This window comes from Mesonia sp. K4-1 (assembly GCF_008017825.1).
Lineage (GTDB): Bacteria > Bacteroidota > Bacteroidia > Flavobacteriales > Flavobacteriaceae > Mesonia.
The window spans coordinates 65,245-85,789 of the sequence record NZ_VRLS01000057.1 but is presented as its reverse complement, the minus strand read 5'-3'; the positions used below and the strand labels follow the sequence as shown (position 1 = coordinate 85,789).

Genomic DNA, 20,545 nt, shown 5'->3' with positions numbered 1-20,545 from the left:
TTTATGAAGAAGTATGTTTTAATTTTAAGTGCTATAACTTTATTCTCTTGCCAAGAAAAGGAGGAAAAAATATCTCAGCAAAGTAACAATTCAGAAAATGAAAAGATAGAAAGGTTCTTTGAAAAAGCTTTTAAAGAAGATGTAGATGATTCACCTATGATGCTGACTCGTCTTGGTAAAAAAGAAAAAAATGATCAATGGGACGATTTTTCGAATGAAAAATACCCTAAAGATTTAGAAAAGAGCAAAATAAGATTAACTTATTTAAAAGACAGTATTCAAACTTCTAAGTTATCAAAAGAAAATCAACTCAGTTACGAGTTGATGAAAGATAAACTGGAAAACGATATTGCAGATTATAAGTATCGTTTTTATGACTACCCTGTTAATCAAATGCATGGGTATCAGGCAGAATTACCTGCATTTCTTATTAATATGCATCAAATAGATTCAATAGAAGATGCGAAGGCTTATATTTCTCGTTTAAACGGAATGAAAAAAGCGTTTGAAGACATTTCTGAACGTTTAAAAATTAGAGAAAAAAATGGAATTTTACCTCCTAAATTTGTTTTCACTAAAGTTATCGATGATGCACAAAATGTGATAAAAGGATTTCCATTTGAAAGAGTTAAGAAAGAAAGCACGTTATGGGAAGATTTTAGCAAAAAAGTTGAGGACTTAAAACTTAGCCAAGAAGAGAAAAAACAGTTAAAGGAAGAAGCTAAAAAAGTTTTATTAACTCATGTAGCTCCGGCTTACAAAACCTTAATTGAAACTCTACAGGATCAAAATCAAAGAGCAACATCTGATGCTGGTGTTTGGAAATTTCCTAAGGGAGATGAATTTTATAACAACAGTTTAAAACGAGTGACTACTACCAATTTAACTGCCGATGAAATTCATAATATTGGTTTACGTGAAGTGGAAAGAATTCATAAAGAAATGATAACCATTAAAGACAAAGTTGGTTTTAAAGGTTCTTTAGAAGATTTCTTCGAGTTTATGCGTAACGATCCACAGTTCTATTACGATAAAACCGAAGAAGGAAAGGCGGCTTACTTAGCGGAAGCAAAGAAAACTATCAATACGATGAAGGGAAGATTGGGAGAGTTATTCCATACGCTTCCCGAAGCTGATATTAAAGTAAAAGCCGTAGAAGCTTTTAGAGAGAAAAGTGCAGGAAAAGCTTTTTATCAAGCTCCAGCATTAGATGGATCAAGACCAGGGACTTATTATGCAAATTTGTATAATATGAAAGCTATGCCTAAATATCAATTGGAAGCGTTGGCTTACCACGAAGGAATTCCAGGACACCATATGCAAATCGCTATCGCACAAGAATTAGATAGTATTCCCTCCTTTAGAAAATTTAATTTCTATACAGCTTATGTAGAAGGTTGGGGACTTTACACCGAATTTTTACCAAAAGAGATAGGTTTTTATCAAGATCCTTATTCAGATTTTGGAAGATTAGCTATGGAACTTTGGCGCGCATGCCGATTGGTAGTAGATACAGGGATTCACGCTAAAAAATGGTCTCGAGAAGACGGCATAGCTTATTATAAAAGCAATACGCCTAATGAAGAAAGTGACTGTATAAAAATGGTTGAAAGACATATTGTGATGCCAGGACAAGCAACGGCATATAAAATAGGAATGCTTAAAATCTTAGAACTTAGAGGGAAGGCAAAAAAAGAACTTAAAGATAAATTTGATATTAGAGATTTTCACGATGCCATTCTTTCTCAAGGGCCGCTACCGCTTACTTATTTAGAAGATGAAGTCGATACCTATATCGAAGAAAATAAATAAATCAAAAAGCCTCTTTACTAAAAAGAGGTTTTTTTTTAGCTAAGTTTTAATAGGCTTTTAAAATAAAATCAAATAACTTTGAGAAGATGAAAACAAACCTTAAAAAGATAGGCGTACTTACTTCTGGTGGAGATGCACCGGGGATGAACGCCGCTATTCGAGCAGTAGTTAGAGCCTGTGTATTTTATGATAAAGAATGCGTTGGTATTTATAGAGGTTATCAAGGTTTGGTTGAAGGTGATTTTACTCTGTTAGGAGCGAGATCAGTAAAAAACATCATTAATAAAGGAGGTACCTTTTTAAAATCAGCTCGGTCTAAAGATTTTATGACTCCTGAAGGAAGGGCAAAAGCTTTTCATCATCTTAAGGATAATGAAATTGATGCACTAATTGTTATTGGTGGAGATGGTACATTTACTGGAGCTTCAGTTTTTAATGAGGAATTTGATTTTCCAATCGTGGGTATTCCAGGAACAATCGATAACGATATTAATGGAACCGATTTTACCATTGGTTACGATACCGCGTTAAACACGGTGGTTGAAGCAATAGATAAGATTAGAGATACAGCCAATTCTCATAACCGACTATTTTTAGTAGAAGTTATGGGAAGAAATGCAGGCGATATCGCTTTAAATGCAGGAATTGGCGCTGGAGCGGAAGAAATTCTAATTCCTGAAGAAAATTTAGGAAAAGATCGTTTAGTAGAGTCTTTATCAAAAAGTAGAAAATCGGGGAAAACATCGAGTATCGTAGTGGTTTCTGAAGGCGATCAAATAGGTAAGAATATTTTTGAATTAGCTCAATATATAGAAAGTAACCTTAATGATTACGAAGTGAGAGTTACCGTATTAGGTCATATTCAAAGAGGTGGTTCTCCAAGTTGTTATGATAGAGTATTAGCAAGCAGATTAGGAGTTGGCGCTGTAGATGTGCTTTTAGCAAATAAGAAGGATGTGATGGTAGGAGTAAAACATAAAAAAATTGTAGTAACTTCATTTAAAGAAGCAATAGAAGGAACAAATGAAATTGATTGGGACTTATTAAAAGTTGCCGATATAATATCGATATAAGAGATGAAAAAATTAAATATAGCCATTAATGGTTTTGGTAGAATTGGTAGGTTAACCTTTAGAGTTGCCAGCCAAAGAGAAGATATAAATATTGTTGGAATTAACGATTTAGTAGATGTAGAACATTTAGCGTATTTACTAAAATATGATTCCGTTCACGGAAAATTTCCGGGAGAAATTACCACTAAAAACGGAAATCTTATCGTAAACGGTAAAGAAATCCGCGTAAGCGCAGAAAAAGATCCCACGCAACTAAAATGGGACGCGATTGATACCGAAGTGGTGATCGATTGTACAGGAATTTTTAAAACTAAAGAGTCTGCAGGTCAACATATCACTGCAGGAGCAAAAAAAGTGGTCATTTCTGCACCCTCTAAAGATGCACCTATGTTTGTGATGGGAGTAAATCATAATGAAGTGCAGCCAGAAGATAGGGTAGTTTCTAACGCCTCTTGCACCACCAATTGTTTAGCTGTTTTAGCAAAAGTAATTGAAGATAATTATGGGATTGAGGAAGCTTTAATGACAACCGTTCATGCAACCACTTCTACACAATCTACCGTAGATGCGCCTTCTAAGAAAAATTACCGAATAGGTAGAAATGCGTTAACCAATATTATTCCAACTTCTACAGGAGCAGCCATTGCTGTAGGTAAAGTGATTCCTGCCCTTGACGGAAAACTTACTGGGATGGCTTTTAGGGTTCCAACGCCCGATGTTTCCGTGGTTGACTTAACCGTAAGAACAAAAAAATCAGTTTCTTTTACCGATTTAAAAGCAACCATAAAAAAAGCTTCTGAAGGTGATTTAAAAGGAATTTTAGGCTACACAGAGGAAGCAGTAGTTTCACAAGACTTTGTGTCAGAACCTCGTACGAGTGTTTTTGATGCCGAAGCAAGTATAGGTTTAAATAATAATTTCTTTAAGTTAATATCTTGGTACGATAATGAGTTTGGATATTCTACAAAATTAGTAGATTTGGCTGCTCATATCTCAAGTGTTAAATAAAAGCATGTACTTAATAGCAGATGGAGGTTCTACAAAATGTGACTGGGTTGTTATAGACAATTCGGGAAATGTTATTATAGAAACCATAACAAAAGGTTTAAACCCCTCTGTATTTCAAGAAGAAACACTTTTAAGTCGGCTTAACTCAAATCAAGCACTTTTTGAAATAAAGGACCAAATCAATCATTTATCTTTTTTTGGTGCAGGCTGCGGAACAGAAACTCCCAAGTCTAAACTAAAAAAAGTATTAGAAAGCTTTTTTATTAAGGCAGAAGTGTTAGTTGAAGAAGATACTATGGCTGCTGTCCAAGCGGTGACCCAAACCCCAGCGATAGTATGTATATTGGGGACGGGTTCTAATACGTGTTTTTATGACGGAGAAAAAATTGTGAATCCTGTAGCTTCTTTAGGCTATATTATTATGGATGAAGCTAGCGGTAATTTCTTTGGTAAAAAGTTATTACAGGATTATTTTTATCGTAAAATGCCTCAAGATATAGCTATTGCCTTTAATGCCGAATTCGATTTAAACCCAGACAAGATCAAGCAACATTTATATCATCAAGAAAATCCAAATGCATATTTGGCACATTTTGCATCTTTTATATTTACTCAAAAAGAAATAAACCCTTATTTTTACCGCATTCTAAAAGAAGGAATTGAAGAGTTTATAGAGAGAAGAGTCTTATTATTTGAAGAATCTAAGAAATATCCAATTCACTTTGTAGGATCTATAGCACATTTTTCGAAGGATATCATAGAAGAAATTTTAAATGAAAAAGGTTTGCTGTTGGGAAAAATATTAAAACGCCCGATCACTAATTTAATAACATACCATCAAAATATTATCGCAAATGGCGTTAAAGAAAATTAACCCCATACAAACACAAGCTTGGGAAAAACTTCAGGAACATTTTAAAACTATCAAGAATAAAAAGATGGTCGAAATGTTTCAGGAAGACGATGGTCGTGTAGATAAATTTCATATAAAATGGAATAAGTTTTATATGGATTATTCTAAGAATAGACTAAATGACACAACCAAAAAATTACTCTTAGAACTTTGTGAAGAGGTAGACCTTAAAGATGCGATAAAAAAACAATTTGAGGGAGAAATTATAAATGTTACCGAAAATAGAGCAGCAGCACATACAAAATTGCGATCTCTTAACAAACCAAAAGATGTAGAGGCTGCTTTAGAAAAGATGAAGATCTTTTCAGAAAAACTTATTCAAGGAGAGTGGAAAGGAGCAACCAATAAAACCATACAGTATGTCGTAAATATAGGTGTGGGTGGCAGTGATTTGGGTTCTCAGATGGTTTTGGAAGCTTTAACAGCTTATCAAAATCACTTACAAGTTCATTTTGTTTCTAATATTGATGGTGATCATGTACATGAAGTTTTAAAGAAAATAGATGTAGAACGAACGGTTTTTATTGTAGTCTCTAAAAGTTTTTCTACACAGGAAACCTTGAGTAACGCCACCACGATAAAAAAATGGTTTGCAAAAAATGACTTTACGGAAGAAGATATTTCTAGACATTTTGTAGCCGTAAGCGCTAATAACGAAAAAGCAAAAAACTTTGGCATTTTAGAAGAAAATATCTTCCCCATGTGGGATTGGGTAGGAGGCAGGTTTTCATTATGGAGTGCAGTAGGTTTGGCTATTTGTTGCGGAATTGGTTATAAAAACTTTACGGAATTACTTGGCGGAGCTCAACAAATGGATGAACATTTTGAGACTACCCCATTTGAAGAAAATATTCCAGTGATTTTAGCTTTGATCAGCATTTGGTATAATAATTTCTTCGAAACTGAAACGGAAGCCGTTATCCCATATTCTCAATATTTACAAAAATTTATACCTTACTTACAACAAGGCGTGATGGAAAGTAATGGGAAAAATATAGATCGAAACGGAAAAAAAGTAGACTATCAAACCGGTAATATCATTTGGGGAGAACCAGGAACCAACGCGCAACATGCTTTTTTTCAATTGATTCATCAAGGAACGAAACTTGTACCCTGTGATTTTATTGGTTTTAAAAAATCCTTTCACGGAAATAAAGAACACCATCATAAACTAATGGCTAATTTTTTCGCTCAAACTGAAGCTTTCCTTTGCGGTAAATCTAGGAAAACGATTGAAGAAGAAATCAGTCATCTTTCAGTTGAAGAGCAAGAGAGAATTAGAGCTTATAAATGTTTTGAGGGAAATAAACCTACCAATACTATTTTAATTGATCAGTTAACTCCAAAAACTTTAGGAAGTCTTATCGCTTTATATGAGCATAAACTCTTTGTGCAAGGGGTAATTTGGAATATTTACAGCTATGATCAATGGGGTGTAGAGCTAGGAAAGCAGTTAGCTTCAAGTATTTTGCACCAAATTGATAAGGGTGAAATCAAAGAAGATTTAGATTCTTCTACGAAAAGTCTACTTCAGGAGTTTTTCGCTAAATAAGTGTAAATTATTTATTTTGTATCCAATTCACGTTATAGACATTAATCTTCAGTTTCTTTTATCAGATAAGTAAGCATTATAAATGAATGCTAAATTTAAAACTGAAAAGACAACTTAGAGTATGAGCTTCTTTTGCTTGATTATAATAGTTTTAAGTTGTAACAATTAAAATAAGTTTCTTTAAATTTTCATAAGATGTCTTTAAATGAGTAAATAATTCTTTATTTTTAAAACAAAGTAATTATATGCTGGTTAAAGTTTACGGAAGTGCTGTTTTTGGTGTGGAAGCCACCACCATTACCGTAGAGGTAAATATAGATAAAGGAATAGGCTATCATTTAGTAGGTTTGCCCGATAACGCCATCCGTGAAAGCAGTTTTAGAATAGCCGCGGCTTTACAAAACAATAGCTATAAATTACCAGGAAAGAAGATTACTGTAAATATGGCACCAGCCGATTTACGCAAAGAAGGTTCTGCTTACGATATGACGTTAGCATTAGGAATTTTAGCTGCTTCTTCACAAATCAAAGCTCCAAAAATAGAAGAATATATTATTATGGGAGAACTTTCTTTGGATGGAAGTCTACAACCTATAAAGGGAGCTCTACCTATCGCAATAAAAGCTAAAGAAGAAGGATTTAAAGGTTTTATACTGCCTAAGCAAAATGCTAAAGAAGCGGCAATTGTTAGTGGTTTAGATGTATATGGAGTAGAAAATATTACTGAAGTAATTGAGTTCTTTGATCAAGGAAAAAAATTGGAACCTACTATTGTTAATACGAGAGAAGAGTTTTATCAAAACTTAGAACATCCAGAATTTGATTTTGCCGATGTAAAAGGTCAAGAATCTATCAAACGCTGTATGGAAATTGCCGCAGCAGGAGGTCATAATATCATTTTAATTGGTCCGCCAGGATCAGGAAAAACGATGTTGGCTAAACGATTACCGAGTATATTACCTCCTATGACACTCCACGAAGCTTTGGAAACCACAAAAATTCACAGTGTAGTAGGAAAAGTAAGAGAAAATGTGGGTCTTATGGCTGAACGTCCGTTTAGGAGTCCGCATCATACGATTTCCGATGTGGCTTTAGTTGGAGGTGGAGCATATCCGCAACCAGGAGAAATTTCTTTGTCACACAATGGAATTTTATTTTTAGACGAATTACCAGAATTTAAACGAAGTGTTTTAGAAGTAATGCGTCAACCTTTAGAAGATCGGGAAGTAACTATTTCTAGAGCAAAATTTACGGTAACTTACCCTTCAAGTTTTATGTTGGTGGCCAGTATGAACCCTAGTCCGGGTGGTTATTTTAACGATCCAGATGCTCCCGTTACCTCTTCACCAGCTGAAATGCAACGTTATTTAAGCAAAATAAGCGGACCTTTATTAGATCGCATAGATATTCATATAGAAGTAACGCCGGTTCCTTTTGAAAAGCTGAGTGATGAGCGAAGAGGGGAAAGCAGTGTAAAAATTAGAGAGCGCGTAACCAGAGCCAGAGAAAATCAAACGCTTCGGTTTAAAGATATAGAACATATACATTACAATGCTCAAATGGGAGTAAGGCAAATACGAGAGTTTTGTAAGTTAGATGATGCTTCAAAACAACTCTTAAAGACAGCTATGGAACGTTTAAATCTTTCCGCAAGAGCGTATGATCGCATATTAAAAGTTTCTAGAACGATAGCCGATCTAGAGAATTCAGAAAAAATTAACGGAGAACATATAAGTGAAGCCATTCAATATAGAAGTTTAGATAGAGATGGCTGGTTAGGATAAATTATGAAAAAAATAGCAATTGCATTAAGTCTTATAGCGATGGTAGCTTGTAAGAATAAAAATAATGAAGAAACCACGTTGCAGGATCAACAGCAACTAGAAAAAGATACTAGCATTGTAGAAGATATCTCTTCTAAAATGACAGAAGTGGAGCCTGTGGTTCTTAGTTTAGAACAAGCCGAAAAGTTAGTAAAGATGCCTATGGCGTGTTTAGAGCAAGAGTTTCCTAATAAGTTAGGGCAAATTTTAGCTTCAGAAAACGACCTACAAAAACCTAGTGAGTTACACCCAGCTTTTTACGGTTGTTTTGATTGGCATTCTTCGGTTCATGCACATTGGAGTTTAATAAGTCTGTTAAAACAATTTCCTAATCTCGCTAAAGCGGAAGAGATTAAGCAATTACTTCAAGATCATCTTTCAAAAGAGAACATAGAACAAGAGTTAGCCTATTTTAATAAAGAGCAGAATAAAACTTACGAACGTACTTACGGCTGGGCTTGGTTATTAAAATTAGCACAAGAGATTCATACTTGGGAAGACCCTATGGCAAAGGAGTTAGAGGCAAATTTAGCACCTCTAACAAAGAAAATAGTAAGCAATTATCAAGCATTTTTACCTAAATTAAATTACCCTATTCGTACGGGAGAACACGAAAATACAGCCTTTGGGATGAGTTTTGCTTATGATTATGCAGTAGCCACAGAGAACCAAAAATTAAAGGATTTAATAGCTACAAGAGCCAAAGACTTTTATTTATCAGATGATAATTGTCCTATTGCTTGGGAGCCAGGAGGTTTCGATTTTCTTTCTCCTTGTCTAGAAGAAATACATTTAATGCAAAATGTCTTGGCAGAGCAAACATTTAAGTTATGGCTTAAAGATTTTATGCCTGAAATTTCTAATAAGGATTTTGATTTGGAAATAGGAGAAGTTTCAGATCGAAAAGATGGAAAATTAGTTCATTTAGACGGACTTAATTTTAGCCGAGCAGCTGTGTTGTTTAGTCTTGCCGCTAAATATGATAATTTTAGCCACCTTAAGCCTGTGGCTGAAAAGCATTTGTCTTCCTCTTTCTCTAACCTTACAGATGATTCTTACGAAGGAGGTCATTGGTTAACCACCTTTGCTATTTATGCATATAACAAACGAAAGAACAAATAACAATGATAAAATTTAACTGCGATTTAGCAGAAGGAGGTAAATACGATGAGAGGCTAATGCCTCTCATTTCGTATTGTAACGTTGCTTGTGGCGGACATTTTGGTAATAAACAGACTGTTTTGGAGGCGGTGCAATTAGCGATTAAAAATAATGTAAACATAGGCGCGCATCCTTCATATCCCGATGTAGAGAACTTTGGTAGGAAAAAGATGGATATGAGCTTAAAAGATTTACGAAAGTCGCTTAAAACTCAAATTTTACTAATAAAAGATACAGTAGAGAGGCTAGGGGAGAAGCTTCATCATATCAAACCTCACGGGGCGCTCTACAATGAGCTGAAATATGATAAAGAAAAATCACTCATGATGATTGATTTAGTTAAAGAAATTGATGATGTATTGGTGCTATTTGTTCCGCCTAAATCTGTTATAGAAGAGGAAGCAAAAAACAAAATAAAAACCTTAATTGAAGGATTTGCAGACCGAGCTTATGAAGAAGATTTGAGTTTGGTTTCTAGAGGTAAAACGGGAGCTGTTTTACACGATAAAAATCAGATTTTGGAAAAGGTAAAATTGATGGGTTTAGAGAGCAAAATTATCACACTAAACGGGGTAATTTTAAATCAAAAAATTGATACCATTTGTATACATAGCGATACTGAAAATTCAGTAGAAATTTTAGAATATTTATATAGTTCACTCCATAAAAAACAGTAAAAAAGTTGATATATGAATATAGATAAATTACAGTTTACACAGTTTGGGAATAGAGCTATTTTAATTCTTTGGGAGGATAAAATGGATGTAAATATTCTTTCTGAAATTCTGTATGTGAAGAAAAATATAGAAGAAATTAAACTTAAAGAAATTGTTGAGGTAAATAACACATATAACTCGTTAATAATTAATTATGTATTTGCTATAAATAATATTTATGATGAAATATCAGTGTTAAAAGACTTGTTGAAGAAAGCTAATATAGATAAGATTTATAAAGGAAGCAAATACATTCTTCCTGTGTGTTATCATGAGAAATTCTCTCTCGATTTAGAAGAAGTTTGTGCTCAAAAGAAATTAGAAGTTGAAGAGTTTATCTCAACTCATACCACCCCAATTTATACGCTCTATTTTATGGGGTTCTTACCAGGCTTTTTATACTTAGGAGGCTTACCAAAATCACTCCAAATTTCAAGGAAAAAAACACCAAGATTAAGGGTGGAAAAAGGCAGTGTCGGAATAGGAGAAAAACAGACAGGAATATACCCTCAAATTTCAGCTGGAGGTTGGCAAATTATCGGTAATTGTCCACTGACATTATTCGACGCTTCATTAAAAAAACCGACACCATTTTCGGCGGGAGATCAAATAAAATTTAAGGCAGTAAGCTTAGAAGAACATCAGGACATTTTGAATAAAATCGAATGGGGTAAATACCAGTTAGAAAAAGTGAAAGAATGGGAATAAAAGTGATAGAAAAAGGTTTATTAACCTCAATACAGGATAGAGGAAGATTTGGTTACGCTCAATTGGGAGTTCCGAAAAGTGGTGCTATGGATCGTTATTCTGCAAAAATAGCTAATCTGTTAGTAGGTAATGAAGGGTTTAAAGCGGTTATGGAAATCACTTTATTGGGACCGTTATTGGAGTTTACAAAGGATGCCTTTATAGTTTTGGTGGGAATTGAAGCCAATATCCGTTTAAACGGAAATGAAATAAGCCTTTTAAAACCATTTAAAGTAAAAAAAGGAGATAGACTTCACATAAAACAAATAACGAAAGGAGCGAGGTTGTATTTGGCGATTTTTGGAGGTTTTCAAACAGAAGTACGGCTTGAGAGTAGGAGTCAGTTTTATCCGGTTACAAAAGCTTCCTCCATTCAAAAGGGAGAGCTAATACCAATTTCTGAAAATGAAGGTTTAAAATTGGTAGATTTTGCTTCCGTAAAGTATAAAAATAAAGAACTTACATCATCAAATATAGAGGTTTTTAAAGGACCCGAATGGGATCAAGTTCCTTCAGTCTTGCAAGAGCAGATTTTGAGTACTGAGTTGACGATCTCCAAAAACAATAGCCGAATGGCTTATCAACTACAAGAACAGTTTCCTAATACCTTAGAGGGAATGTTGTCGCAGCCTGTGTTGCCAGGTACCGTACAATTTACACCAGATGGCAATTTGATTATTCTTATGCGAGATGCACAAACTACGGGCGGATATTCTAGAATTTTTCAGTTAACTGAAGATAGCATCAATGTGTTAGCACAAAAGAGGCAGGGCGATAGCTTGCAATTGAAGTTGATAGATGAAGATTGATTCAAGTGTTAACTGTTGCAATTCAGTTTACTAGGTAAATATTTCTCACTCACTTAAGCTTTCAAATTTAGATTGATAAATGATCTAACACATCATCAAATCACATTGAATCCATAGTTTTAGTGTAAAAGTGTGGATTGAGTGTGGACTCGGTGTGTTTTCGGTGTATTTTCACTAGGAGGTTATCTAAACATTCTGGTTGATCCAACAGATAGAATTGGAGTATTTATTAGAAACTATATGGAAATGCCTAAAGCTATTTATTTTTAATACAATATAATAATGGGGTATGCGATAAAAAAGAATACTCATTGGTTTTTACCACATTTTACCTCTATAACCAGTTTTTAAATTTTTTAAGCCATTTTAGTTTGTTGTGGTAGGGAGCATATCTAAACGGAATATCTAACCAAGTCTTTCGATTTACAACAGCTTGTTGGTGAGTAAAACAATAAAAACTGTGTTTGCCGTGGTAAGCTCCAATTCCGCTGTTTCCAAGTCCGCCAAAAGGTAATTTTTCATTGGCAAAGTGAATAACCACGTCGTTAATGACACCTCCGCCAAACGGAAATTGTTCCATAATTTTATTTGCAAACGATTTATTTTCCGTGAAAACGAAAAAAGCTAATGGCGTAGAATAAGACCGAATGATCTTTTTTAAATCACTTTCGTTTTCATAAGATATAATAGGAAGTAGTGGTCCGAAAATTTCATCTTCCATAATTTTATCACTTTGTTGAGGTTCATCGATTAGTGTGGGCGCAATAAAATTTTCGTCAGCATCGGTTTGACCGCCAAAAAGCACTTTCTCTTCATCTATTAGATTTTTTAAACGTTCAAAATGGGATTGATTTATAATTCTCGCATAATCTGGTGAGTCAATACTATTTTTGCCATAAGCTGCTATGATTTCCTCTTTTAAGGCTTTAATTAACGCTAGTTTTATACTTTTTTCTACCAAAATATAATCTGGTGCAATACAGGTTTGTCCGGCATTTAAAAATTTTCCCCATACAATGCGTTTGGCAGTTAGTTGAATTTTTGCCGAAGCTTCTACTACGCAAGGATTCTTTCCGCCTAACTCTAAAGTGACAGGGGTAAGGTGTTGTGATGCTGCTTGATGCACGATTTTACCTACAGCAACACTTCCAGTGAAGAAAATGTAGTTCCATTTTAAACCTAATAGTTGTTGGGCGACTTCCTTGTCTCCTTGTATGACCGTTGCTTGCTTTTCCGTAAAGATTTTTTTAATGATTTTTTCTAAAATAGTGGAGGTATGCGGAGTTAATTCTGATGGTTTTAATGTAACCGTATTTCCTGTGGCTATGGCGGCAATAAAAGGATTTATGGCTAACTGAAAAGGATAATTCCACGGAGCGATAATTAGCACATTTCCGTAGGGTCGATGGTAAATTTTATCTGAAGAGGGAAAATTTAAAATACTAGATCGTACACTTTTAGGCTGAGACCAACTTTCTAAATTCTTAATAAATAAATCTAATTCTTTATAAACCACAATAATTTCGGTTACCATGCTTTCAAACATAGGTTTTTGAAAATCGAGTTTTAAAGCTTCTATGATTTCGTTTTCACGGAAATTAATTTCAGATTTAAGTTTTTTAAGTTGCTGAATGCGTTCTTTAACAGAGAGCGATCCATTTTTTATATAGAACTCTACTTGTTTATCGTGAATACCTTTGATATGCTGACTCATTTCTTTACGGAATTTTACCTACTGTAAGTAAATGAAAAGCATTGAATATGGTAAAGAAATGAAAGAATTTAACGCTTATTTTATGATTTCTCTTTCACAGCATCCCAAAGCGAATCTTTAGGCAGTGGAGCTGTAAATGTCATTTCTTCTTTTAAAACCGGATGAATGAGCGTTAATTTTCTAGCGTGTAAATGAATACTAGCATCTGCATTACTTCTGTTAAAACCATACTTTAAATCTCCTTTTATGGGAGAGCCAATACTAGAAAGCTGACTCCGAATTTGGTGATGTCTCCCCGTTTCTAAATCAATTTCTAATAAAGTATAACGATCTAGTTCTTGCAGGGTTTTATAGTGAAGTGTTCCTTTTTTACTATCGGGAACCTCATTAATATGCGCGTAAGATTTATTTTGTTTAGGATTGCGTTTAAGAAAGTGAATAAGCGTACCGTTTTTTGGAGATGGGGTTTTCTGTACCATCGCCCAATAGGTTTTTTGATTTTCTTTTTGGGCAAAAATTTTATTAAGTCGAGGTAAGGCTTTAGAGGTTTTTGCAAATAAAACAATACCTGTAGTTGGCCGATCTAAGCGATGAACCACTCCTAGGTAAACATTCCCAGGTTTATTGTATTTTTCTTTTAAATAAGATTTTACCGTTTCACTTAACGGAATATCCCCTGTTTTGTCCCCTTGGACTAAATCTCCTGCGCGTTTATTAATGACAATAAGGTGATTGTCTTCATAAATCACTTGCAAGTTTTGTGGGGTAGAAATAATTTTACTCAATGTAATATTTTAATTTTTAGGGAATTTATCTAATTCACTTTCAGTATAATAAAAAAGTGCGCATAAACCTAGAGTAAAAGCAATACTCGCTAAAATCACTTCTAGTAAAAATGAAACTTCAAGAAATACATATCCTAACAAACCTACTAGACTTAAGAACACTCCAGTTTTAATCATTAATTTAGAGGAAAAAATTTGAGCAAAATCCCAAGCTTCTTGAGATTTCATAGATTTTTCAGTTCGGTATCCGTAAAGTGAATTAATTTCTTTAGGTGGATATTTTAGCATCATAAGACCTACAATAATAAATATAATACCTGTTAAGGCATCAAGGATTAGAAAAGGTCCTATGGCAGATGTTTCCATTAATACTGTTCCTTGTCGTTAGGAAAATCTGATGATTTTACATCTTTATTGTATTGTTGAAAGGCTGTGGTCATTTCACTGTATAAGTCTAAATAACGACGTAAAAAACGCGGATTAAATTCGTGTGTCATTCCTATCATATCGTGTACCACCAACACCTGTCCGTCAACGCCACCACCAGCACCTATTCCGATAACGGGAATAGAAACACTCTCAGCTACTTCTTGTGCTAACTTTGCGGGTACTTTTTCTAATACAATAGAGAAACAACCTATTTTTTCTAAGAGTTTAGCATCTTCTTTTAGCTTTATAGCTTCTTCTTCCTCCTTAGCTCTTACCGTGTAAGTACCAAATTTATATATAGATTGTGGAGTTAAACCTAAGTGTCCCATCACCGGAATCCCAGCATTTAAAATACGCTTAATAGATTCTTTCACTTCTTTACCACCCTCTAGTTTAACTGCATGTCCGCCGCTTTCTTTCATAATTCTAATCGCAGAACGTAAAGCTTCCTTAGGATCACTTTGGTAGCTTCCAAATGGTAAATCTACCACCACAAGAGATCTATCGATAGCGCGAACCACAGAAGAAGCGTGGTAAATCATTTGGTCTAATGTAATAGGCAAGGTGGTTTCATGACCCGCCATTACATTTGAAGCAGAATCTCCTACTAAAATGACATCAATCCCAGCACCATCAACAATTTTCGCCATCGTATAATCGTAAGCGGTAAGCATAGAGATTTTTTCTCCATTGGCTTTCATATCAACTAGTGATTTTACCGTTACTCTTTTATATTCTTTTTTTGCAACAGACATGCTTTTTTGTTTTAAGTTGTTGTAAAAGTAGTAAATTAGTCAGTCAACATCAAAAACAAAAGCGATGAGAATACTTACTTTATTCATATTATTTTTAGGATTACAAGGTTTTGCTCAAAAAACACCAGAGCAATCTGTTAAAGATTTTTTTAAAGCCTTTCATCAACAAGATACGGTGGCGTTAAAGCAAATGACACAAGAAGACCTTGTTTTAAAAACGATTGGAGAAGACAGAGATGGGAATTTTATGATTAAAACATCGTCTAGAGATCAATTTGTTTCCTCAATTGGTTCAATCCCAAAAGAAATGAAATTTGAAGAAAGGATATTGAGTTATGAAACCAAAATAGATAAAGGTTTTGCAAGTGTTTGGACCACTTATGAGTTTTACCTTAACGGAAAATTTTCTCACTGCGGAATCAATCAAATTCAACTGTTTAAATCCTCAGAAGAAGAGTGGAGTATCATTTCGATTACAGATACCAGACGAACTGAAAATTGTGATTAATACAAATTGCCCAATAAAAACTTCCTTACATTTGTTTAAAACTAAACTTTAAGATGAATTACATATTATTTGATGGCGCAGTAAGAAATCAATTACTTCCATTCACCTATACCAAACCTGTAGCAGACCTACGCTTCGGGATATTAACATTAAGAGAAAAGTGGGAAAAATTTTTACAAACCACCACCACTACGGTTACCGAAGAATACCTTTCTGAACGTTGGCCCATGGTAGAGTTAGAAATCAACACGATGATCAATGCGGCGGTGTGCCCGTCAGAAAGTCTGGTTGAACAAATAAAAAACTTAAAAGAAGAGCAAGTCTTAACTTTTGAAGATACTTATATCGCTTTTATAGCTAAAGAAGAAGAGGAAATAGATTTAGACAGCTTTCAAGAAATAGCGGTGAATGCAGAGCCTTTAATGATTGAACATACTTGGGATCTATTCTCTAAAAATGATCAAGCCATTCAAGCAGATTTTGACTTGCTAACCAAAGATAGAATTTCCGCTGAAATTCCTGATTGTGTATTTTGTGTCAACAAGGAGCAGATTTTTGTCGAGGAAGGAGCAAAATTAACCATAGCTTCCTTAAATGCTTCAAACGGACCTATCTACATAGGAGAACATGCCGAAGTAATGGAAGGGTGTGCTGTAAGAGGTCCTTTTGCGCTTTGTGAACATGCTACTTTAAAAATGGGAGCTAAAATTTATGGAGCAACTACGGTAGGCCCGCATAGTAAGGTTGGAGGAGAAGTGAACAACTCTATTATTATGGGATATTCTAATAAAGGTCACGATGGCTTTTTAGGAAACTCGGTGTTAGGAGAATGGTGTAATATAGGCGCAGATAGTAACAATTCTAACCTTAAAAACAATTATGCAGAAGTAAGGTTATGGGATTATGAAACCGAACGTTTTGCACCCACCGGACTTCAGTTTTGTGGTTTAATGATGGGTGATCACTCTAAATGTGGTATTAATACGATGTTCAATACGGGAACTGTAATTGGAGTAAGCTCAAATATATTTGGAGCTGGTTTTCCTCGTAATTTTGTGCCTAGTTTTAGCTGGGGCGGAAGTAGTGGTACCACAACCTATAAAACCAGTAAAGCTTTTGAAGTTGCCGAAAAAGTAATGCAACGAAGAAATATAGAATTTACTGATGAAGACAGAGCCATTTTAGAACACGTCTTTGAAGAAACTCAACAATATAGAAGAGATTAGATTGATAATTAATAATTTAGCGAAAAAATAGAATTTAGTAATAAAATAGATTATTATATATTCTTTATAACCGACTACTAACTTAACTAATAACTATGGTGAAAAATTATTCTTTATTTTTAATTGCGTTTATAATTTTTTCAAATGCATGGGCACAGTGTAACCCGTTAACTATTGATGCCACAAATGTGGTTTGTGACGATTCCTCTTCATTGGTTGTTGCTCAAAATACATCCTCTAAATTAACCATTCAACATGGAGCTAATAATATAGCCGCTTCTTGGACACCAACAAACAATCTTTGGTTGGATGTTACAATGACACAGCCATACAGTGGAGGCTTTGTAACTGAAGTTTATTTTGGTAATAGTGTTTCGTTTGCAAGTCATATCTATACGGCAGAATATAGTATATCTGGATGTCCGCAACCTATTACTTCTCAGGTAATAATGAACGTTGATGGAATTTCTTATGAAACCTGTGTGAATAGCAATGAAACCATAGCAGATATTACGTTTTCAAATTATACCAATTCACAAATAGATTTTTATACAGATTCTTCTGGGACCACGATAGCAAACTCAAATTTAGTTTTAAATATAAGTGATACTTACTATGTAAGTTACGGTACCAGCTGTTCTTTAATTCCTTTACAAATTTTACCAACAACACCTTTACCAGAAGTCGAAACCATTCAAAATTTTTGTACCCAAGCCACTTGGCAAGTTGAAGGTTTTACTAACAACGGTGGTGATTTAAGTGATATTTCGGTTTGCGGTAAAAACTTAATGTGGTATAGTGATGCTGGTGGAACACAAATTATTACCAATCCAAGCACGATTATTTTATCAGACAATGATACTTATTATGTTTCTCAGACCCTTAACGGATGTGAAAGTGGTTTAGTTGCCGTTAATATGATGGAAACTACTTGTGGTTGTATAGAAAACCAAGATATTGAAGGAGCTTCTACCAGTGAAGTTTTAGAAGGGTATGAATTTTATACAGTGCAAATTAATAACACATTAACATCTTGTGACATTAACAATACAATCTATACTGATATTAATAATCAATATGCTCCTACGACATTTCCTATAAATGATGAGATATCACCTTTCTCTTTAATGACACCAGGAAATGTATCTCCAGCAATACCACTTCAAAAGACAAGTCCATTTGGATGCTCAGAATATGCAATTAAAATTAATGATTATCATTTAGATTCAAATGGGGTTCCTAAAATAGTAGCCGGTGCTTCAGATACTGCTGGTACATTGGTTAAAGAATTTATTGCTAATGAAGTTTTTAGCTTTGATTTTTCAATGCTATTTTTTGATGCTAACCATCAATACTCAGAAAGACCGTCTATAATGGTCAGGCTCTACGATGAGCATAACAATTTAGTTCAATATAAGTGTTTAGTATCTAATCAAGAATGTCCTTTTATAGAAATTTCAGGGACTATTAATGGTGCATATATGCCTTGGAGTAAAGAAAGCTTAGATACCTCCTCCTATATTGGTAAAAAACTAAGGGCAGAGATTACCATCAATGATTGTCCATATAATGTTCATTGGGCAACTGCATTTATAGATAATTTAGAAATAAGTAATGCAATGTCAACAAATTCAGCTTTAGGGAATTTAGTTTTAAACCCAATCTTACAAGCTGGAAGTTACTATGAAAATTGTTCTTTATTTAATGAAATGACAACAGGAGGGTGTGTATCTATAGACCCTGTTATAAGTCCTACCTACCCATTTCAGATCTGTGGAACATATAACTTACCAACAGGGGCAACGCTACAAAATATAACTTTAGAAGTGAAAGCAGAAGATTATGGTTATATAGACGTTTACACCTCTAATTATACATCACCTTCACCAGGTACTTTTTGTATAGATATTAATCAGAATGATATTACAGCTTACGGAGATTACTCTGTCAAAGTTGAACTTGAGTATATTTCAAATTGTAGCTCTACACCAACTTTTCATTACCTAACAGCTTTAAATAGTGGTTTTAAAAACTGCCCTATAGCTGCTTGTCCTACCGATATGGTTGGATGCTCAATATTAGGTTCACCTACGTTTGATCTAACTACCAAAAACGTAGAGATATTAGCTAATATTCCACAAGCGAATCAAAATAATTACACTCTAAGTTATTATACAAATCAAACCAGTGCAGAGAGCGCCAATGCAAATGACTTGATTAATAACATCTCTACGTACTCACCACCTTCTTTACCAGCTCAAGTTTTTGCAAGATTAGATTATAATTATAATGCCTTAGGGGTTAATTCTATTTCAGATTGTTATGATTTAGTAGAGATCAACTTAAATTCCTCTAATGTGTTAGATCAAATTCAAACTCAAGTTTCAGACCTTGTGTATTGTAAAAATGATGCAACAACTGTAATGCCTGAGGTCGATTTAACTGAAAAGAATAGCGAAATATTAAATGGTACAAATAGTACGGATTACTTTTTGGAGTTTTATTTAGCTTTATCAGACGCTAATAATCAAATCAATCCGATTAGTAGTCCAACGCAATACGCTTTACAACAAATGACACAAGATATATATGTTAGGGTAGCACATATAAATGGATGTTCTATGATTACTGAATTCACTGTAAGAAATCACAAAATGTTTTCTGTAAATGCTCCACTTCAAATAGAGGTATGTGATGACGATAGCAATCCAGATGGTTATTATGAATTTGATTTGAATATGATTAATAATCAAATATTATCCAATTATCAAAATTTGAATATAGCTTACTATAATTCAATGAGTGATGCTCAATCTGAAATGAATCCGTTACCCTTTTTATTCACTAATAGTATTGCTTTTAACCAAACTATTTATGTAAAACTTAGTGATAGTTTTTTAAGTTGTGAGAATATTCTACCTGTTAATTTGTCATTAGTTATACCTGAGTTAAATAGTGCTATCAACCCAATTCCAGTAAATAACGAAACAGATGTGTTACTAGATGCTATCGATTCGACAGTAGAGTTATCTTGGGAATCAAATTCTAACGATTGTATATTAGATGAAACTTTTGATTTGATGATGGGAACATCTTCCACTCAATTAAACTTAGTCCAGCCAGATATTTCTACTACAAATTTTACTGTTCAAGTAAACGACAATGTTACATATTATTGGCAAGTTATTCCCAAAAGTTCGTTGACAGCTTTAAATAGTAGTACTCCAATTTGGCAATTCCAAACAGAAAGTTTAAGTACAGAGAATCTTATTTTTCCTGAACTTAAATATTACACAATAAGTAATACTCTATATTTAGATATAGAAAATAATGTGATAGAAACAGTGAGTCTTTTCAATTTACAAGGGAAAAGAGTGAAAGTTTTGAAAGACAATGAATCAGCTCAAGCGGAAATAAACATGACTAATTTGGCTACAGGAGTATATTTGGCTCAAATTCAGGTCAATGGAAAGATAAAAGTGATTAAAATAATTAAACGATAATCTTTAAAGTT

At 34.0% G+C, this 20,545-nt stretch carries 17 protein-coding genes; 13 read left to right on the top strand and 4 right to left on the bottom strand.

From position 1 onward, the window contains the following. Nucleotides 1-3 precede the first annotated feature (3 nt). The 10 genes from FT986_RS10525 (at nucleotide 4) to FT986_RS10480 (ending at nucleotide 11,614) form a co-directional block, all read left to right on the top strand. Entirely contained in the window at nucleotides 4-1,812 is a 1,809-nt protein-coding gene (locus tag FT986_RS10525) for a DUF885 family protein (protein WP_147865011.1), read from the top strand. A gap of 86 nt (nucleotides 1,813-1,898) precedes the next feature. Beyond that, nucleotides 1,899-2,885: a 6-phosphofructokinase gene (pfkA, locus tag FT986_RS10520; RefSeq protein ID WP_147865010.1), complete on the top strand. Its 987-nt coding sequence runs from the start codon at nucleotides 1,899-1,901 to the stop codon at nucleotides 2,883-2,885. Between the two features lie 3 nt (nucleotides 2,886-2,888). Beyond that, the gene (gap, locus tag FT986_RS10515) at nucleotides 2,889-3,893 is read left to right on the top strand and encodes a type I glyceraldehyde-3-phosphate dehydrogenase (protein ID WP_147865009.1); all 1,005 of its coding nucleotides are present in this window, start codon (nucleotides 2,889-2,891) and stop codon (nucleotides 3,891-3,893) included. Nucleotides 3,894-3,897: 4 nt separating this feature from the next. Continuing rightward, nucleotides 3,898-4,767, top strand: a complete 870-nt coding sequence (locus FT986_RS10510) for a BadF/BadG/BcrA/BcrD ATPase family protein (RefSeq protein ID WP_147865008.1) — start codon at nucleotides 3,898-3,900, stop codon at nucleotides 4,765-4,767. Continuing rightward, nucleotides 4,748-6,358 carry a glucose-6-phosphate isomerase gene (gene pgi / locus FT986_RS10505; protein ID WP_147865007.1) on the top strand — a complete coding sequence of 537 codons (1,611 nt, stop codon included), beginning with the start codon at nucleotides 4,748-4,750 and terminating at the stop codon, nucleotides 6,356-6,358. The genes FT986_RS10510 and pgi overlap by 20 nt, the downstream gene beginning before the upstream one ends. A 245-nt stretch (nucleotides 6,359-6,603) precedes the next feature. Then, nucleotides 6,604-8,142, top strand: a complete 1,539-nt coding sequence (locus FT986_RS10500; protein ID WP_147865006.1) for a YifB family Mg chelatase-like AAA ATPase — start codon at nucleotides 6,604-6,606, stop codon at nucleotides 8,140-8,142. A gap of 3 nt (nucleotides 8,143-8,145) precedes the next feature. Next, nucleotides 8,146-9,303 carry a DUF2891 domain-containing protein gene (locus FT986_RS10495; protein ID WP_147865005.1) on the top strand — a complete coding sequence of 386 codons (1,158 nt, stop codon included), beginning with the start codon at nucleotides 8,146-8,148 and terminating at the stop codon, nucleotides 9,301-9,303. A gap of 2 nt (nucleotides 9,304-9,305) precedes the next feature. Next, entirely contained in the window at nucleotides 9,306-10,019 is a 714-nt protein-coding gene (pxpA, locus tag FT986_RS10490) for a 5-oxoprolinase subunit PxpA (RefSeq protein WP_147865004.1), read from the top strand. Nucleotides 10,020-10,031: 12 nt separating this feature from the next. Further along, nucleotides 10,032-10,766, top strand: a complete 735-nt coding sequence (pxpB, locus tag FT986_RS10485; RefSeq protein WP_147865003.1) for a 5-oxoprolinase subunit PxpB — start codon at nucleotides 10,032-10,034, stop codon at nucleotides 10,764-10,766. Then, complete coding sequence (locus tag FT986_RS10480) at nucleotides 10,757-11,614, top strand: biotin-dependent carboxyltransferase family protein (protein ID WP_147865002.1); 858 nt, start codon at nucleotides 10,757-10,759, stop codon at nucleotides 11,612-11,614. The genes pxpB and FT986_RS10480 overlap by 10 nt, the downstream gene beginning before the upstream one ends. Nucleotides 11,615-11,948: 334 nt before the next feature. Here the strand turns inward: FT986_RS10480 and FT986_RS10475 are convergent, their stop codons facing one another. The 4 genes from FT986_RS10475 to panB all read right to left on the bottom strand — a co-directional run bounded on the left by FT986_RS10475 (nucleotide 11,949) and on the right by panB (nucleotide 15,297). Beyond that, the gene (locus tag FT986_RS10475) at nucleotides 11,949-13,328 is read right to left on the bottom strand and encodes an aldehyde dehydrogenase (protein WP_147865001.1); all 1,380 of its coding nucleotides are present in this window, start codon (nucleotides 13,326-13,328) and stop codon (nucleotides 11,949-11,951) included. Between the two features lie 80 nt (nucleotides 13,329-13,408). After that, nucleotides 13,409-14,113 carry an RluA family pseudouridine synthase gene (locus FT986_RS10470; RefSeq protein ID WP_370451167.1) on the bottom strand — a complete coding sequence of 235 codons (705 nt, stop codon included), beginning with the start codon at nucleotides 14,111-14,113 and terminating at the stop codon, nucleotides 13,409-13,411. Nucleotides 14,114-14,122: 9 nt separating this feature from the next. Beyond that, the gene (locus tag FT986_RS10465; RefSeq protein WP_147864999.1) at nucleotides 14,123-14,479 is read right to left on the bottom strand and encodes an SdpI family protein; all 357 of its coding nucleotides are present in this window, start codon (nucleotides 14,477-14,479) and stop codon (nucleotides 14,123-14,125) included. Further along, nucleotides 14,479-15,297, bottom strand: a complete 819-nt coding sequence (panB, locus tag FT986_RS10460; protein ID WP_147864998.1) for a 3-methyl-2-oxobutanoate hydroxymethyltransferase — start codon at nucleotides 15,295-15,297, stop codon at nucleotides 14,479-14,481. Before panB ends, FT986_RS10465 begins: the two co-directional genes overlap by 1 nt. A 64-nt stretch (nucleotides 15,298-15,361) precedes the next feature. Here panB and FT986_RS10455 point away from each other — a divergent pair, with 64 nt between their 5' ends. The 3 genes from FT986_RS10455 (at nucleotide 15,362) to FT986_RS10445 (ending at nucleotide 20,534) form a co-directional block, all read left to right on the top strand. Beyond that, nucleotides 15,362-15,805 carry a nuclear transport factor 2 family protein gene (locus FT986_RS10455; protein WP_147864997.1) on the top strand — a complete coding sequence of 148 codons (444 nt, stop codon included), beginning with the start codon at nucleotides 15,362-15,364 and terminating at the stop codon, nucleotides 15,803-15,805. Between the two features lie 53 nt (nucleotides 15,806-15,858). Continuing rightward, nucleotides 15,859-17,031, top strand: coding sequence for a GlmU family protein (locus FT986_RS10450; protein ID WP_147864996.1), 1,173 nt, complete (start codon nucleotides 15,859-15,861; stop codon nucleotides 17,029-17,031). A 95-nt stretch (nucleotides 17,032-17,126) separates the two neighbouring features. Beyond that, the gene (locus FT986_RS10445) at nucleotides 17,127-20,534 is read left to right on the top strand and encodes a T9SS type A sorting domain-containing protein (protein WP_147864995.1); all 3,408 of its coding nucleotides are present in this window, start codon (nucleotides 17,127-17,129) and stop codon (nucleotides 20,532-20,534) included. Nucleotides 20,535-20,545: the final 11 nt, after the last annotated feature.